Origin of the sequence: Enterobacter sp. WP_7_1 (assembly GCF_003688535.1) — a bacterium.
In the GTDB taxonomy this organism is placed as follows: Bacteria; Pseudomonadota; Gammaproteobacteria; order Enterobacterales; family Enterobacteriaceae; genus Enterobacter; species Enterobacter asburiae.
Genome location: NZ_REFK01000003.1, coordinates 261,001 through 276,270, shown reverse-complemented (window position 1 = coordinate 276,270; position 15,270 = coordinate 261,001). Strand labels below are relative to the sequence as shown.

The 15,270-nt window shown below is 57.7% G+C and carries 12 protein-coding genes; 5 read left to right on the top strand and 7 right to left on the bottom strand.

All coding sequences use genetic code 11. The features are described 5' to 3' along the window. Positions 1-36: 36 nt before the first annotated feature. Entirely contained in the window at positions 37-462 is a 426-nt protein-coding gene (exbD, locus tag BJ885_RS14535; RefSeq protein WP_023309173.1) for a TonB system transport protein ExbD, read from the bottom strand. A gap of 4 nt (positions 463-466) precedes the next feature. Further along, the gene (gene exbB / locus BJ885_RS14530) at positions 467-1,198 is read right to left on the bottom strand and encodes a tol-pal system-associated acyl-CoA thioesterase (RefSeq protein WP_023309174.1); all 732 of its coding nucleotides are present in this window, start codon (positions 1,196-1,198) and stop codon (positions 467-469) included. 251 nt (positions 1,199-1,449) lie between these two features. Here exbB and metC point away from each other — a divergent pair, with 251 nt between their 5' ends. Further along, positions 1,450-2,637 (top strand): cystathionine beta-lyase, encoded by a 1,188-nt coding sequence (gene metC / locus BJ885_RS14525; RefSeq protein ID WP_059347668.1) that lies wholly within the window; start codon positions 1,450-1,452, stop codon positions 2,635-2,637. Between the two features lie 143 nt (positions 2,638-2,780). Further along, a complete protein-coding gene (gene yghB / locus BJ885_RS14520; protein ID WP_029740714.1) occupies positions 2,781-3,440 on the top strand; it encodes a DedA family general envelope maintenance protein YghB in 660 nt (219 codons plus the stop codon). 39 nt (positions 3,441-3,479) lie between these two features. Here yghB and BJ885_RS14515 read toward each other — a convergent pair whose 3' ends face one another. Next, a complete protein-coding gene (locus tag BJ885_RS14515) occupies positions 3,480-4,379 on the bottom strand; it encodes an AraC family transcriptional regulator (RefSeq protein WP_121932189.1) in 900 nt (299 codons plus the stop codon). A 195-nt stretch (positions 4,380-4,574) separates the two neighbouring features. On the opposite strand from BJ885_RS14515, the gene yqhD reads away from it, so the two are divergent. Further along, on the top strand, positions 4,575-5,738 hold the full coding sequence (gene yqhD / locus BJ885_RS14510; protein ID WP_059347666.1) for an alcohol dehydrogenase: 1,164 nt from the start codon (positions 4,575-4,577) through the stop codon (positions 5,736-5,738). 105 nt (positions 5,739-5,843) lie between these two features. Beyond that, positions 5,844-6,671, top strand: coding sequence for a 2,5-didehydrogluconate reductase DkgA (dkgA, locus tag BJ885_RS14505; protein WP_054829942.1), 828 nt, complete (start codon positions 5,844-5,846; stop codon positions 6,669-6,671). Between the two features lie 84 nt (positions 6,672-6,755). On the opposite strand, the gene BJ885_RS14500 is transcribed toward dkgA, so the two are convergent. Further along, the gene (locus BJ885_RS14500) at positions 6,756-8,927 is read right to left on the bottom strand and encodes a YgiQ family radical SAM protein (RefSeq protein WP_121932188.1); all 2,172 of its coding nucleotides are present in this window, start codon (positions 8,925-8,927) and stop codon (positions 6,756-6,758) included. A 199-nt stretch (positions 8,928-9,126) separates the two neighbouring features. On the opposite strand from BJ885_RS14500, the gene BJ885_RS14495 reads away from it, so the two are divergent. Next, complete coding sequence (locus tag BJ885_RS14495) at positions 9,127-10,602, top strand: TrkH family potassium uptake protein (RefSeq protein ID WP_121932187.1); 1,476 nt, start codon at positions 9,127-9,129, stop codon at positions 10,600-10,602. A 30-nt stretch (positions 10,603-10,632) separates the two neighbouring features. Here BJ885_RS14495 and ftsP read toward each other — a convergent pair whose 3' ends face one another. From ftsP to parC, 3 genes are all read right to left on the bottom strand, one after another. Further along, positions 10,633-12,045, bottom strand: a complete 1,413-nt coding sequence (gene ftsP, locus BJ885_RS14490) for a cell division protein FtsP (RefSeq protein WP_047650121.1) — start codon at positions 12,043-12,045, stop codon at positions 10,633-10,635. A gap of 58 nt (positions 12,046-12,103) precedes the next feature. Next, the gene (gene plsC / locus BJ885_RS14485) at positions 12,104-12,841 is read right to left on the bottom strand and encodes a 1-acylglycerol-3-phosphate O-acyltransferase (RefSeq protein WP_029740707.1); all 738 of its coding nucleotides are present in this window, start codon (positions 12,839-12,841) and stop codon (positions 12,104-12,106) included. A gap of 163 nt (positions 12,842-13,004) precedes the next feature. Beyond that, positions 13,005-15,263 carry a DNA topoisomerase IV subunit A gene (gene parC, locus BJ885_RS14480; protein ID WP_121932186.1) on the bottom strand — a complete coding sequence of 753 codons (2,259 nt, stop codon included), beginning with the start codon at positions 15,261-15,263 and terminating at the stop codon, positions 13,005-13,007. Positions 15,264-15,270: the final 7 nt, after the last annotated feature.

Sequence of the window (15,270 nt, the reverse complement as noted above, 5' to 3'; positions counted from 1 at the left end):
AGGCATAAAAAAAGCCGGCTTTCGCCAGCTTCTTTATCACTTCGAGGCCGCTTTCTCTTCGCCGACCAGTCCAATCTTCAGGTAACCCGCCTGATGCAGCGTGTCCATTACCTTCATCATGGTTTCATAATCAACGGTTTTATCCGCACGGAAGAAGACCGTTGTGTCTTTCTTACCGCCCGTAAGCTGCTCCAGCGCCGGGATGACCGAGTCGGCCGTCACCGGGTCGTTCCCGAGGAACATGGATTTATCCGCCTTCACCGACAGGTAGATAGGCTTCTCCGGGCGCGGCTGGGGCTGGCTGGAAGAGGCAGGCAGATTGACCTTCACATCAACCGTCGCCAGCGGCGCGGCTACCATGAAGATAATCAACAGAACCAGCATAACGTCGATAAACGGCGTCACGTTGATTTCATGCATTTCGCCGTTATCGTCCAGATTTTCGTTTAGACGCATCGCCATACTCTTAACCTGCGCGCAGTTTAGACGCCGCGTGCACCGGCTTAACCGAGCTGGCGTTCAGGTCGAGATCGCGGCTTTGCAGCAGCAGAACCTGCGCGGCAACGTCACCCAGCGTGGCTTTGTAGCTGCCAATCATACGCGCGAAGATGTTGTAGATAACCACCGCCGGGATAGCGGCAACCAGACCGATTGCCGTCGCCAGCAGCGCTTCTGCGATACCCGGCGCCACGACCGCCAGGTTGGTGGTTTGGGTCTGCGCGATACCGATAAAGCTGTTCATGATGCCCCAGACCGTACCGAAAAGACCGATGAACGGTGAGATCGCGCCGATGGTTGCCAGATAACCATTGCCGCGTCCCATGTGTCGGCCAACGGCCGCAACGCGACGCTCCAGGCGGAAACCGGTACGCTCTTTGATACCTTCGTTATCTTCACTGCCAGCGGAGAGTTCCAGCTCGTTCTGTGCTTCATTCACTAACAGGGTGGTAAGGCTTTTCGCGTGGAAGGATGAGGTCATGTCTGCAGCCTGATCCAGAGAGCGGGCTTCTGCCAGCTGCTGCTGTTCCCGCTTAAGGCGGCGCTTCTGCGAAAGCAGCTCGGCGCTCTTGCTGAAGAAGATAGCCCAGGTGACAACGGACGCCAGAATCAGGCCGATCATCACAATCTTAACCACGATGTCAGCATGCTGATACATGCCCCAAACGGAGAGATCCGTCTGCATCAAATTATTACCCACTCTGTATCTCCAGGACGCAAATCACAAAATCTGAGCGTAATAATATCAAAACGTCGTCGAATTGATAGTAGTTCTCATTAGTATTTGCATGGTGCCGTAATTTTCGCTCACTTTCCTTGCGCTTACGCAGTAAAAATTTCTTATGCGAATTTTTGCTAATATTTTCTGTTTATTCGATAAGCCGCGGGGTGCAGTTTTTTCCAATCGTGGTAGTCTGGACGTCCAGACGTATAAAAACAGGGTTAGCGAACATGACAAAGAAGCATCTTGATACCACGCTGGTACAGGCAGGACGCAGCAAAAAATATACGCAGGGATCGGTCAACAGCGTGATTCAACGAGCCTCCTCGCTGGTGTTTGATACCGTTGAGGAGAAAAAAATTGCCACGCGCAACCGCGCGAAAGGCGGGCTGTTTTATGGCCGTCGCGGCACGCTAACCCATTTTTCGCTGCAGGAGGCGATGTGCGAGCTGGAAGGCGGCGCGGGCTGCGCGCTGTTCCCCTGCGGGGCGGCTGCGGTGGCCAACACCATTCTGGCTTTTGTGGAACAGGGCGACCATATCCTGATGACCAACACCGCCTACGAGCCCAGCCAGGACTTCTGCACCAAAATCCTCAGCAAGCTCGGCGTAACGACCGGCTGGTTCGACCCGCTGATTGGTGAAGGCATTGCCGAACTTATTCAGCCAAACACGCGCATTGTGTTCCTGGAATCTCCGGGCTCGCTCACCATGGAAGTTCACGACGTGCCGGCTATCGTGAAGGCCGTGCGCAGCAAAGCCCCAGAGGCGATCGTTATGATCGATAACACCTGGGCGGCGGGCGTGCTGTTTAAAGCCCTGAGGTTCGACATTGATATCTCGATTCAGGCGGCGACGAAATACCTGATAGGCCACTCTGACGGCATGATTGGCACTGCGGTCTCCAACGCGCGCTGCTGGGATCAGCTGCGTGAAAATGCCTACCTGATGGGCCAGATGGTGGATGCAGACACGGCCTACATGACCAGCCGCGGTATCCGCACGCTGGGCGTTCGCCTGCGTCAGCACCATGAAAGCAGCCTGAAGGTGGCCGAATGGCTGGCGCAGCATCCGCAGGTTGAGCGCGTGAATCATCCTGCGTTACCGGGCAGTAAAGGCCACGAATTCTGGCAGCGTGACTTTACGGGCAGCAGCGGTTTGTTCTCGTTCGTACTGAAAAAGCGGCTAAATAACGACGAGCTGGCGAGCTATCTGGATAATTTTACCCTCTTCAGCATGGCCTACTCCTGGGGCGGTTTTGAATCCCTGATCCTGCCTAACCAGCCGGAACAGGTTGCGGCTCTGCGCCCCGGCGGAGAAGTGGACTTCAGCGGCACCCTGATTCGACTGCATATCGGTTTAGAAAATGTTGACGATCTGATTGCCGATTTAGCAGCAGGGTTCGAGCGTATCGTGTAGAGTGCTGGCTGAAAATGTACTCTCTGGACGCTTTTGTGGACACGGCAATGAGAAAAGTCTGCATGAGTTGCGCCCGGGATCAAACCCGACGGGCGAATAAGGGAGTACAATAGCGCTATATCTGCTGTTCCACAGGAAAGTCCATGGCTGTTATTCAAGATATTATCGCGGCGCTCTGGCATCACGACTTTGCCGCGCTGGCGGATCCTCACATCGTTGGTATCGTTTACCTCGTGATGTTCGCAACTCTGTTTCTGGAAAATGGATTACTGCCAGCCTCGTTTTTACCCGGTGACAGCCTGCTTTTACTTGCCGGGGCATTAATCGGGAAAGGCGTCATGGACTTCACGCCAACGATGGTTATTCTCACCTCCGCAGCCAGCCTGGGCTGCTGGCTGAGCTATCTGCAGGGCCGCTGGCTTGGGAATACCCGCGTCGTAAAAGGCTGGCTGGCGCAGTTACCGCATAAATATCATCAGCGTGCGACCTGCATGTTCGACAGGCATGGCCTGCTGGCCCTGCTGGCGGGGCGTTTCCTCGCGTTTGTTCGCACGCTTCTGCCTACGATGGCGGGCATTTCCGGTCTGTCAAACCGCCGCTTCCAGTTCTTCAACTGGCTGAGCGCTCTGCTGTGGGTGGGTGTGGTCACCACGCTCGGCTATGCGCTGAATATGATCCCCTTTGTGAAACACCATGAAGATCAGGTGATGACCTTCCTGATGGTGCTGCCGATGTTCCTGCTGGTGGCAGGACTGGTGGGAACCATCGCGGTGGTAATTAAGAAGAAGTACTGCAGCGCCTGATCCCCTCACCCTATCCCCATAGGGGAGTGGGGAAAAAGCTTAAGCTCCCTGCATGGTTCGGATGCGTGATGCATCCTCTCCCGGCGTGACGCCGAAATAGCGCTTAAACTCACGACTGAACTGCGACGCACTTTCGTAACCCACCCGCATCGCCGCCGCGCTGGCCTTCATGCCGTCGTGGATCATCAGCATCCGCGCCTTATGCAGCCGGTAGGTTTTAAGGTACTGCAGCGGCGAGGTGCTGGTCACCGACTTGAAGTTATGATGAAACGCCGAGACGCTCATGTTCGCTTCCGCCGCCAGCTGGTCGACGCTGAGGTTTTCCGTGTACTGGCTTTCAATGCGCTTGAGCACGCGGCTTATCAGGCTGAAGTGGGTCTGTCGGCTCACAAGAGCCAGTAACGCCCCGCCGCCCGGGCCCAGCAGCACATGGTAGAGAATTTCGCGGACGATCTGCTTGCCCAGAATACGCGCGTCCAGCAGTCTTTCCATCACGTCCAGCAGACGCTCAATGGCGCAGAGGATCTCTTCCGACAGCGTCGCCGAGTTAATCCCGCTCGATGCCATAGACGGCTGGAAGAACTCATCTTCTCCAATCTCCATCAGCAGCTCCTGCAGCTGAAGAATATCGACGTTGACGCGAATACCGGCCAGCGGAACGGCCTCTGTCGCGAAGGTTTCACATTCGAAGGGTAAAGGTACCGTCAGAAGCAGATATTCATTGGTGTCGTAGCGGAACACGCGCTCGTTGATATAGCCAATTTTATGGCCCGAGAAGAGAAAAACGATGCCCGGCTGGTACATGACCGGCGTGCGCGTCCCGGGCTGCGTTCCATAAAGCAGGCGAATGTCAGGAAGCAGATCGCTGACGCCATTTTCTTTATCTATCAGTTTTTTAATCTGCGCAGTGAGCTGATGGCAGATCGCTTCACGGTTCATATTACGTTACTCCGGGTACGGTTTCCGACGTTGACAGTGTGCGTGCTTTTCCGCGCTTTCTCCAGCGCTCTGTAGAAATGGGCAAGACATCGGCAGGAATGTGCATTGAGAGGATAGCCCCGGACGGCCACAATGTGCAGCATCAGGTCGCCCTCTGCGCCACCACGGTTTTTCACCCACTAAAGGGAACGAGCAATGAACAACTTTAATCTTCACACCCCAACCCGCATTCTGTTTGGTAAAGACGCTATCGCCGATCTGCGCGCGCAGATCCCTGCTGACGCCCGCGTACTGATCACCTACGGTGGCGGCAGCGTGAAAAAAACCGGCGTGCTGGATCAGGTTTACAGCGCCCTGGACGGTCTGGACGTGCGTGAGTTCGGCGGCATCGAGCCAAACCCGTCTTACGAAACGCTGATGAACGCGGTGAAAATCGCCCGCGAAGAGAACATCACCTTCCTGCTGGCCGTCGGCGGCGGCTCCGTGCTTGACGGCACCAAATTCATCGCGGCGGCAGCGCACTACGCTGACGGCATCGATCCGTGGCACATCCTGGAAACCCGCGGCAGCGACATTAAAAGCGCCATCCCGATGGGCTCCGTGCTGACCCTGCCAGCGACGGGCTCTGAATCCAACAAGGGCGCGGTGATCTCCCGTAAAACGACCGGCGACAAGCAGGCCTTTATGAACGAACACGTTCAGCCTGTGTTCGCGATCCTGGATCCGGTTTACACCTACACCCTGCCTGCGCGTCAGGTGGCAAACGGCGTGGTCGATGCCTTTGTTCATACCGTTGAGCAGTACGTCACGTATCCGGTGAATGCCAAAATTCAGGATCGTTTCGCGGAAGGCATTCTGCTGACGCTCGTAGAAGAAGGTCCGAAAGCGCTGCAAGAGCCGGAAAACTACGACGTGCGTGCCAACGTCATGTGGGCGGCAACGCAGGCGCTGAACGGCCTGATCGGCGCTGGAGTACCGCAGGACTGGGCAACCCACATGCTGGGCCACGAGCTGACGGCGATGCACGGTCTGGACCACGCGCAAACGCTGGCCGTTGTGCTGCCTGCCCTGTGGAACGAAAAGCGGGACACCAAGCGCGCCAAGCTGCTGCAGTACGCCGAGCGCGTGTGGAACATCACCGAGGGTTCTGACGATGCGCGTATTGATGCCGCGATCGAAGCGACCCGGAGCTTCTTTGAAGGTCTGGGCGTGCCAACGCGTCTCTCTGGCTACGGTCTGGACGGCAGCTCCATCCCTGCTCTGCTGGCGAAACTCGAAGAACACGGCATGACCCACCTGGGCGAGCACGGCGACATTACGCTGGACGTCAGCCGTCGCATCTACGAAGCGGCACGCTAAGCGTTTTTGCCCTCCCGACTTTCGTTTTTTGACATTTCGTCCAGACTTAATGCACACCCCATCGCCGGAGGAACCCTCCGGCGATGCGCACCTGAAGGAGGAAAAATGGCAAACCAAACCGTAATCAAGCTGCAGGACGGCAACGTGATGCCCCAGCTGGGGCTAGGTGTATGGAAAGCCGGTAACGACGAGGTCGTCTCCGCCATTCATAAAGCCCTGGAAGTCGGCTATCGGTCCATTGATACCGCCGCCGCGTACAAAAACGAGGACGGCGTGGGGACCGCACTGGCCAGCGCCGGCGTCCCCCGCGATGAGTTATTCATCACCACAAAACTGTGGAACGACGATCAAAAACGCCCCCGCGAAGCGCTGGAGGAGAGCCTGGAGAAACTCCAGCTCGATTTCGTCGATCTCTGGCTGATGCACTGGCCGGTTCCGGCTATCGACCATTACGTTGACGCCTGGAAAGGGATGATTGACCTGCAGAAAGAGGGGCTGGTGAAAAGCATCGGCGTCTGTAACTTCCAGGTTCATCACCTGCAGCGGCTGATTGACGAGACTGGCGTTGCGCCAGTGATTAACCAGATTGAGCTGCACCCGCTAATGCAGCAGCGCCAGCTTCATGCCTGGAACGCCACGCATAAGATCCAGACCGAGTCCTGGAGCCCGCTGGCGCAGGGCGGCGAAGGGGTATTCGATCAAAAGATTATCCGTGAGCTGGCGGATAAATACGGTAAAACCCCGGCGCAAATCGTCATTCGCTGGCATCTGGACAACGGCCTGGTGGTGATCCCGAAATCGGTCACGCCGTCGCGCATCGCCGAGAACTTCGACGTCTGGGATTTCCGTCTGGACAAAGACGAGCTGGGTGAGATTGCGAAGCTGGATAAGGGCAAGCGGCTTGGGCCGGACCCGGACCAGTTTGGCGGTTAAGTGCGTAAAAAAGCCGGGTGGCGGCTTCGCCATACCCGGTCTACGTGTCTACATAAAAAACCCCGGCTTGCCGGGGTTTTTTATTTACGCTTTGCGCTTCACGGGCTTCTTCACACTCGAATTACCGTTTGAACGCTGATGCACAATCGGCGTGTGCTTGGTGAGCGCCGGGCGCGTATTGCGGTTCTGGCGACGCGCTTCGCGCATCTCATCCAGCGTCGGGGCCGGTACCAGGCAGTCGCGACGCGAGCCGATCAGGTGTTTTTTACCCATCTCTTCCAGCGCCTGACGGATCAGCGGCCAGTTTTTCGGATCGTGGTAACGCAGCAGCGCTTTATGCAGACGACGCTGTTTATCCCCTTTCGGCACCACCACCTCTTCACTCTTATAACCAATCTTACTCAGCGGGTTCTTGCCGGTGTAATACATGGTCGTCGAGTTGGCGAGCGGTGACGGATAGAAGTTCTGCACCTGATCCAGGCGGAAGCGACGCTGCTTCAGCCACAGCGCCAGTTTCACCATGTCCTCATCGCGCGTGCCCGGGTGGGCGGAGATGAAGTATGGGATCAGATACTGCTCTTTACCCGCCTGCTTCGAATAGGTATCGAACAGCTCTTTAAAGCGATCGTAGCTGCCCATGCCCGGCTTCATCATTTTCGACAGCGGGCCTTCCTCGGTGTGCTCCGGCGCAATCTTCAGATAGCCGCCGACGTGGTGCGTCGCCAGCTCTTTGATGTAGCGCGGATCTTCCACGGCGATGTCGTAACGTACCCCGGACGCGATCAGGATCTTTTTGATGCCCTTCAGGTCGCGCGCGCGGCGGTAGAGATTGATCGTCGGCTCGTGGTTAGTGTCCATATGCTCGCAAATGCTCGGATAGACGCAGGAGAGGCGACGGCAGGTTTGCTCCGCGCGCGGCGATTTGCAGCGCAGCATGTACATGTTCGCGGTTGGGCCGCCAAGGTCGGAAATCACGCCGGTAAAGCCCGGAACCGAGTCGCGAATCGCTTCGATCTCATTGATGATCGAATCTTCAGAGCGGCTCTGGATAATACGCCCTTCGTGCTCGGTAATGGAGCAGAAGGAACAGCCGCCGAAGCAGCCGCGCATGATGTTGATCGAGAAGCGGATCATCTCATACGCCGGGATACGGGCGTTGCCGTACGCCGGGTGCGGAACGCGCTTGTACGGCAGCGCAAAGACGCTGTCCATCTCTTCGGTGGAGAGCGGGATCGCCGGCGGGTTAATCCAGATAAAGCGCTCGCCGTGCTTCTGCATCAGCGCGCGGGCGCAGCCCGGGTTGGTTTCATGGTGCAGAATACGGGACGCGTGCGCGTAGAGCACCTTGTCGGCTTTCACCTTCTCGTAGGACGGCAGCAGCACGTAGGTCTTTTCCCACGGTTTCGGGCGCGGCGGCTGCACAACGATAGCCTTCGCTTCCGCTTTTTTCGGCTCAACCGGCTTGTTATCGGCACACGGCAGATCTTCGCCGTACGGGTGCGGGATCGGGTCGATTTTGCCCGGCATATCAATGATGCGGGAATCCACCCCGCTCCAGCCCGGCAGCGCCTCTTTCACCATAATGGCGGTATTGCGCACGTCGCGGATGCTGCTCACCGGTTCACCCTGCGACAGACGGTGCGCCACTTCCACCAGCGGACGCTCGCCGTTACCGTAAATCAGCATGTCGGCTTTGGAATCCACCAGCACCGAGCGGCGAACGGTATCTGACCAGTAGTCGTAGTGGGCGGTGCGGCGCAGGCTTGCCTCGATGCCGCCCAGGATCACCGGCACGTCTTTCCAGGCTTCTTTACAGCGCTGGGTATAGACCAGGGTTGCGCGGTCGGGGCGTTTACCCGCCACGTTATCCGGCGTGTAGGCGTCGTCATGACGCAGCTTGCGGTCGGCGGTATAGCGGTTGATCATCGAGTCCATGTTGCCTGCGGTGACGCCGAAGAACAGGTTCGGTTTACCCAGACGCATAAAGTCGTCTTTGCTGTTCCAGTCAGGCTGGGAGATGATCCCCACGCGGAAGCCCTGCGCCTCAAGCATACGGCCACAGATGGCCATACCGAAGCTCGGATGGTCAACGTAGGCATCGCCCGTGACCAGAATGATGTCGCAGCTGTCCCAGCCCAGTTGGTCCATCTCTTCCCGGGACATCGGCAGGAACGGTGCCGGTCCAAAGCAGGCCGCCCAGTACTGGGGCCAGGAGAAGAGGTCACGATCCGGCTGGATCAGGGAAATTGCGCTCATAATGCTTCCGAAGAAAAAATAGACAAAAGGAGCGGGATTATACGCTGTTCATCCGCCAGATTTGAAGAAAAGGATGCATGAAGCAGGCAGATATTCGTGGAAGTCGTTAAAATACGGCGCCCTGATAATTTTGAATCATAATATTCACTATATTTTCCGGTGATTTGCCCCGGAACGTGTTATTGCGCGGAGCTCTGTCGTGAAGCCCAACGATTCGTTACATGTATCCCAGCTGCGGGTTGTCCTTCACCTCTGCGGTTTTCTGGTTCTGCTGTACAGCCTTTCCATGCTGCCGCCGATGGTTATCGCCCTGCTGAATAAAGAGCGAACCTACTTTGCCTTTCTGACCACCTTTTTAACCTTTTTTACTCTCGGAGGGTTAACCTGGCGGGCAACCCGTCACGCCGGCATACAGCTTCGCACCCGCGACGGGTTTGTGATTATCGTGCTGTTCTGGCTGCTGTTTTCATTCATTAGCGCCATGCCGCTCTGGATGGATGACGGGCTACAGCTCTCCTTTGCCGACGCGCTCTTTGAAGGGGTTTCCGGGATCACCACCACCGGGGCAACGGTAATCGGGGACGTCAGCGCCCTGCCTAAGTCGTACCTTTATTACCGCGCACAGCTGAATTTCATTGGCGGGTTAGGCGTCATCGTGCTGGCCGTCGCGGTCCTGCCGCTGCTGGGCATCGGCGGCATGAAGCTCTATCAGTCAGAGATGCCGGGGCCGTTCAAGGAGGAACGTCTGACTCCCCGCCTTGCCGATACCGCGCGCACGCTGTGGGTGACCTACTTCGCGCTGGGCGTGGCCTGCACCCTGGCCTACTGGCTGGCGGGAATGTCATTTTTTGACGCCCTCTGTCACGGGCTGTCGACCGTGTCGTTGGGCGGGTTCTCCACCCGCAGCGAGAGCATTGGGTTTTATGACAACCACGCGATTGAGCTGGTCGCCGGGGCGTTTTCACTGCTCTCCGCGTTCAACTTCACCCTCTGGTACGTCGCCATTGTCAGACGCACCCTGAAACCGATTCGCCGCAGCCCGGAGGTTAAATTCTTTCTGAGCGCCGCCGCGGTGATTATTGTCATCACCGCCTGGCAGGTCTGGCATGCAGGGATGTACAACGCCACGGATAGCCTGGTGCACGCCTTCTTCCTTGCCAGTTCGATGATGACCGATAACGGCCTTTCGACCGCCGACTATGCCCAATGGCCCGCACACACCATTTTCCTGCTGTTGAGCGCCAGCTTTTTTGGCGGCTGCGTAGGCTCGACCTGCGGCGGGATCAAAGCCCTGCGTTTTCTCATTATGTTCAAGCAGAGTATTCAGGAGATGAACCAGCTGGCGCATCCGAGAGCGCTGCTGAGCATTAAGGTGGGCAAAAGCGTGGTGAATGAACGCGTCCTGCGCTCGGTATGGAGCTTCTTTTTTCTCTACGTCATGATCACGGGCTTTTTTGTCTGGTCGCTCAATCTGATGGGCTACGACCTGTTTACCTCATTCGCAACGGTTGCCGCCTGCATCAACAACATGGGGCTGGGGTTTGGGGAGACGGCGTCGACGTTTGGCACGTTAACAGAGGGGGCAAAACTGCTGATGTGCGCGGCGATGATCTTAGGGCGTCTGGAAATTTACCCGGTGCTGATTCTGTTCTCGCGCTTTTTCTGGCGGGCATAAACCATTCCCGGCGAACCGGGAATGTTGGGGTTAAGGTGCGGGGTTGATCAGCATCTGCCCCACGGAGCCCCTGTCCATCATCTCCAGCGTCTGGCTGTGGAACAGGAACGGGAAGTGCGGCCACGAAGGCTGACCGTAATAGACAAGCAGTTCAACCTGACCGTCCACCCAGACGGTATCTTTCCAGCCGCGGTCTTCCGGGAACGGCATCGCGCCGTTGACGTTGCGGATCAGGAATGCCACCCCTTCAATATGGAACGACTGCGGCATATCTGAACGGACCGTCCAGCGCTCCCAGGTGCCCTGCTGCGCGGTAATGTCGATGCGGTTGACGTCCCACAGCGCGCCGTTGATCCCCGGATCGTCGCCCAGGCTGATATCACGGCTGCGCACCGGCGAGCCGCTCATGATCTCCTGCGGCAGCAGGCGCATTGGCAGGCTATCGGTCACCAGCGGCAGCAGACCGGTTGGACGCAGGGTCAGCACCAGGGTCGAGACAAGTATGCTCGACGGTTCAAAGAACCCGCGAATACGGTCAACAATGCTCGCCGCTTCACCGCAGGTAAGCGACACTTCATCCCCGTTAGTCATGTCCACGAGAATTTCGCGACGTTCACCCGGCGAGAGCGCCAGCTGTTTGACGGAAACCGGCGCCGGCAAAAAGCCCTGGTCGCCGGAAATCACGTGCAGCGGACGGCCATCGCTCATTTGCAGCTGATAGCGGCGCGAGTTAGAGGCGTTGAGCAGGCGAAGGCGCACCCAGCCGCGCGAGACCTCGACGTACGGGCTTTGCGCGCCGTTGACCAGCAGCGTATCGCCGACGAAGCCGCCGCTGCCCGGCTCGCTGTATTCCGGCGTACCGAAATTATCCAGACGTTTGTCCTGGATGATAATCGGGAAGTCATCCACGCCGTAGTGGTTCGGGATCGGCAGGGATTTGCTGACCTCATCTTCCACCAGCCACATGCCGGCCAGGCCGTTATAGACCTGCTGCGCCGTGCGGTTAGGCGTGTTGGCGTGATACCACAGGGTGGCCGCGCTCTGGCGAATCGGCAGAACCGGCGCCCAGTCGGCGCTGGGTGACATCATTCGCGCCGCGCCGCCAATCAACGGGCCAGGCACCTGTAGGCCGCTGATGGTCATGGCGACATTTTCAGGGGTACGGTTACTGTAGATGAGCTTAACGTCATCGCCATTCCACACGCGTATGGTCGGCCCAAGATAACGTCCGTTAATGCCCCAGACAGGCGCGCGCGTCCCCTGGGTGAAGGACCAGTGGCTGCGCTGCAGCGTCAGGAAAAGCGGCTGACCGCGACGGGATTCAATTAATGGCGGAATAGGCAGCGGCTGTTGCTGCCCGGCGGCGCTGGCTGTCAGCGGCATCGCACCCGCACAAAGGGCGATCCCGGAAGCCTGAATAAACTGACGCCGACTGAGTGACATATAAGCTCCATCTGAAACGACTAACAACGCGGGAATTCGTTTTCCCTTCAACGCCGGATTAAATCTTACCGGCGGCTTCTCTCTCTGCGACTTCTTTGTCGAGCTGCGCAATATGCTGAGCCATCAGCTCACGGCAGTGCGCTGCCAGCTCGCGCACCTGGTCTTTACCGTATTTGCTGGTATCGACGGGTGGCAGCATTTCGACAATCACCAGCCCGTTATTCAGGCGGTTAAGATTAATCTTATTCGAAGTATTGGAAACGCACACAGGAATAATTGGAACACCTGCCGCAATTGCGGCATGAAACGCCCCGGTTTTAAACGGCAGCAGGCCGCGGCCGCGGCTGCGCGTTCCTTCCGGGAACATCCAGATTGAGATTTTGCGCTTTTTAAAATGATTCACCACTTCCGCAATGGTGCTGTGCGCTTTTGCACGGTTGTTACGGTCAATCAGCAGGTTACCGGTCAGCCAGTACAGCTGGCCAAAAAACGGGATCCACAGCAGGCTTTTTTTCCCTACCGTCACGGTCGGCGGTAAAACGATATTTGCGGCGGTCACCATATCGTAATTGTTCTGATGGTTAGCGATATAGATGGCGTTACCGAAATTCTCCGCCCCTTCAGGCAGACGTTTCTCAACCTTCAGGCCAAACAGCGGCGCAAGGCGACCGAACATATGGCCGAAGGTGGCAACATGCTTAGGATTACGCGGACTGAACAGGCAATAGATGCAGCCGAAAATACAGACCAGAATGCAGTAGATAACGGTAAGAATAAGACGAACAATATATAGCATAGCGACCTCTGAAGCCCCAACAGCTGACAATTATACTTCACCTGTGGCCAGGTAAGGACTTTATTACGAGCGCGTATTGTTAATCGCAACGCACGAATTAACAACGATTTTACGGGAAATTTTATTGAAACTCCCCCTCCGGGCAGAGGGGGATGTCACGACATTACTCTTCGCTGTCACCCGCGGCGCTGCGTGCAGGAGAGTCAATCTCCACGCGGTCGATGCGCTGCAGGCCGCGCATCAGCGAGCCACGGCGACCGCGCTCACCCACCACTTTCTGCAGCTCTTCCGGACGCAGCTTGATCTTACGCTTGCCGACGTGAATGGTCAGCGTGCTCTGCGGCGGCAGGAGGAAGAGGTGCGCCAGGCCATCTTCGCCTTTCGCGGCTTCCGCCGACGGGATGTTGATGATCTTGTTGCCCTTGCCTTTCGACAGCTCCGGCAGATCGCTGACCGGGAACATCAGCATACGTCCGGCGGTAGTGATCGCCAGCAGCATGTCGCTTTCGTTCTCAATCACCAGCGGCGCCATCACGTGGGCGTTGTCCGGCAGGCTTATCAGCGCCTTACCGGCACGGTTACGGGAGACCAGGTCGTTAAAGGTACAGATAAAGCCGTAGCCCGCATCGGACGCCAGCAGCAGCTTCTGGTCATCGGCTTCCATCAGCATATGGTCAACCGTTGCGCCCGGCGGCAGCGTCAGCTTGCCGGTGAGCGGCTCGCCCTGCCCGCGCGCGGAAGGCAGCGTGATCGGGTCGATGGCGTAGCTGCGGCCGGTGGAGTCGATAAACGCCACCGGCTGGTTGCTCTTGCCTTTCACCGCCGCTTTGAAGCTGTCGCCCGCTTTGTAGCTCAGGCCCGGCGCGTCGATATCGTGGCCTTTGGCGCTGCGCACCCAGCCGCTCTGCGACAGAACAATGGTGACCGGCTCGGACGGCTGCATGTCGTGTTCGTTCATCGCCTTCGCTTCTTCGCGCTCGTGCAGCGGAGAACGACGGTCGTCGCCGAAGGCGTCTGCATCGGCCTGCAGCTCTTTCTTCAGCAGGGTGTTCATCTTGCGCTCGGACGCGAGGATCGCCTGCAGCTGATCGCGCTCTTTTTCCAGCTCGTTCTGCTCGCCGCGGATCTTCATCTCTTCCAGTTTGGCGAGATGGCGCAGCTTCAGTTCGAGGATCGCTTCGGCCTGGGTTTCGCTGATGCCAAAGCGCGACATCAGCGCCGGCTTCGGCTCGTCCTCGGTACGGATGATCTCAATCACTTCATCGATATTGAGGAACGCCACCAGCAAACCTTCAAGGATATGCAGGCGCTTAAGCACTTTCTCCAGACGATGGTTCAGACGACGACGGACCGTATCGCGGCGGAAGGTCAGCCATTCGGTGAGGATATCCAGCAGGTTTTTCACCGCCGGGCGTCCGTCGAGGCCAATCATGTTCAGGTTGATGCGGTAGCTTTTTTCCAGATCGGTGGTGGCGAACAGGTGGTTCATCACCTGCTCCATGTCCACGCGGTTGGAACGCGGCACGATCACCAGGCGGGTCGGGTTCTCGTGATCCGATTCGTCGCGCAGGTCGTCCACCATCGGCAGCTTTTTATTGCGCATCTGGGAGGCGATCTGCTCCAGCACTTTGGCACCGGAAACCTGATGCGGCAGCGCGGTGATCACCACGGCGCCGTCCTCTTTATTCCACACCGCGCGCATGCGCACGGAGCCGCGACCGTTCTGGTAGATTTTGCGGATTTCCGCGCGCGAGGTGATGATTTCGGCTTCGGTCGGGTAGTCCGGCCCCTGCACGATATCCAGCAGCTCGTCCAGCGAGGTTTTCGGCTGCTCGATCAGGGTAATGGCGGCTTTCGCCACCTCACGCAGGTTGTGCGGTGGAATGTCCGTCGCCATACCGACCGCGATACCGGTGGTACCGTTCAGCAGGATGTTCGGCAGACGCGCAGGCAGCATCTTCGGCTCCTGCATCGTACCGTCGAAGTTTGGCACCCAGTCCACGGTTCCCTGACCCAGCTCGCCCAGCAGCACTTCGGCATATTTAGAGAGACGGGATTCGGTATAACGCATCGCCGCGAAGGATTTCGGATCGTCCGGCGCACCCCAGTTCCCCTGCCCGTCCACCAGCGGGTAGCGGTAAGAGAACGGCTGCGCCATCAGCACCATCGCTTCATAACAGGCGCTGTCGCCGTGCGGATGGTATTTACCCAGTACGTCACCGACGGTACGGGCGGATTTCTTAAACTTGGCGGTGGCGTTCAGCCCCAGTTCGGACATCGCATAGACGATGCGGCGCTGAACGGGCTTCAGGCCATCCCCGATAAACGGCAACGCCCTGTCCATGATGACGTACATGGAGTAGTTCAGGTAGGCGTTTTCCGTGAATTCATGTAGCGCGAGGCGCTCTGCCATATCGCTCATTACGTGT

Bases quoted from the DNA above. Each gene is read 5' to 3' on its own strand.
- yghB (WP_029740714.1), top strand. From the start codon at position 2,781: ATGGCTGTTATTCAAGATATTATCGCGGCGCTCTGGCATCACGACTTT.
- yqhD (WP_059347666.1), top strand. From the start codon at position 4,575: ATGAACAACTTTAATCTTCACACCCCAACCCGCATTCTGTTTGGTAAA.
- BJ885_RS14500 (WP_121932188.1), bottom strand. From the start codon at position 8,927: ATGAGCGCAATTTCCCTGATCCAGCCGGATCGTGACCTCTTCTCCTGG.
- plsC (WP_029740707.1), bottom strand. From the start codon at position 12,841: ATGCTATATATTGTTCGTCTTATTCTTACCGTTATCTACTGCATTCTG.
- BJ885_RS14515 (WP_121932189.1), bottom strand. From the start codon at position 4,379: ATGAACCGTGAAGCGATCTGCCATCAGCTCACTGCGCAGATTAAAAAA.
- metC (WP_059347668.1), top strand. From the start codon at position 1,450: ATGACAAAGAAGCATCTTGATACCACGCTGGTACAGGCAGGACGCAGC.
- parC (WP_121932186.1), bottom strand. From the start codon at position 15,263: ATGAGCGATATGGCAGAGCGCCTCGCGCTACATGAATTCACGGAAAAC.
- dkgA (WP_054829942.1), top strand. From the start codon at position 5,844: ATGGCAAACCAAACCGTAATCAAGCTGCAGGACGGCAACGTGATGCCC.
- ftsP (WP_047650121.1), bottom strand. From the start codon at position 12,045: ATGTCACTCAGTCGGCGTCAGTTTATTCAGGCTTCCGGGATCGCCCTT.
- exbD (WP_023309173.1), bottom strand. From the start codon at position 462: ATGGCGATGCGTCTAAACGAAAATCTGGACGATAACGGCGAAATGCAT.